Genomic DNA, 1161 nt, shown 5'->3' on the forward strand with positions numbered 1-1161 from the left:
CGGGAGATTTGTGTCATAGGTAACCGAATCTCTCCGCTTCAACTCCTTTGATTTAGCGACCCATCTCGACGCCGTCTAGTGATTCAACACAGCCCCTCAAACGAAAGAACAGTTCGGACGCTAGCCCACTGTTCGAGGACAACTGTAGGGTATTCGCTCGCAACCAACGCGAGAGCTTCGGCTACGGCTCGGAAATCGGCGTCGGCCAACGCAACCAGCTCCGACACAGCTTCGTCGAGAATTGTCGAGAATTGTCGAGCTAGAGTCGGCAATCGAGACCAACGCCTCGGTGACCCCGCGAGGATCTGCTGCAAGACGGTCGAGCAATAGTTCGCTCAGACGGCCAGCACGGTCGAACGGTCCGTCCGACTTCCTCGCGACTGCAGTAATCGTCTCGGTGTCAGCAGCTGCGATGTCCAATCCTTCGTCGTCAAGTTGCTGTATCGCTGCATCGAGTACCGCACCTTCAAACAAATCGTCGCCGTCGGCGATGTTGTCAACCTCGTCACCGAGCTCCGCGATCGCGGCTGCTGTCAGCGGTGCCAGCGATGACGGTGTCCCCTCGCACTTCCAGATGTAGGTTCCAAGGAGCCACTCGGTCGGCTGCCGGACGAGCGTCTGGTCAGCCAACCCATCGGCAAGCGCCGACAGTGCGACTGCCTCCTCCCCGATTTCGTGGTGGAACGCGAGTAGTGCCACTGCTGGGATTGCGCCTGCCCGAACCCGTGAATCGGCATCGTCGAGAGCGATCGTCAATTGCTCGAACACCGTTGATGCGGAGACGTCCCCAGTCACCACTGCGGACCGGTCGAACTGCAACCAGACGCGCTTGAACAGGCCCCAGGTGACACCAGCCCGGATGTGTGGATCCCCGTCTACAAGCGCCTCGACGATTACCGGCGAGATTGTCTCCGGTACTCCCTCGATACCGAGGTACCGAGCTGACTGTCGTCGGGTCAACGGGTCGTCGCTTCCCAGGCTTGCGACGGGATTATCACTCGACAGCTCGCGCACGATCGCTGCCGCGAGCATCGCCGCCCTTCCAGTCTCGTCCAACTTGTTTAGCACGGCTTCATTGAATCCGCAGAGGGCGACGGGATTCACTGTTTCACGGCTTGTTCGACGTTGTAGACTGCGGCGGCGAGCACAATTTCACGAAAC

At 59.4% G+C, this 1161-nt stretch carries 1 protein-coding gene; it reads right to left on the reverse strand.

Features of this window, described 5'->3' with window-relative positions; translation table 11 throughout:
* Positions 1–120: 120 nt before the first annotated feature.
* A complete protein-coding gene (locus BLT27_RS18955) occupies positions 121–1104 on the reverse strand; it encodes a HEAT repeat domain-containing protein (RefSeq protein ID WP_089736697.1) in 984 nt (327 codons plus the stop codon).
* Between the last annotated feature and the right edge of the window lie 57 nt (positions 1105–1161).

It is taken from the genome of Haloarchaeobius iranensis (assembly GCF_900103505.1).
Lineage (GTDB): Archaea > Halobacteriota > Halobacteria > Halobacteriales > Natrialbaceae > Haloarchaeobius > Haloarchaeobius iranensis.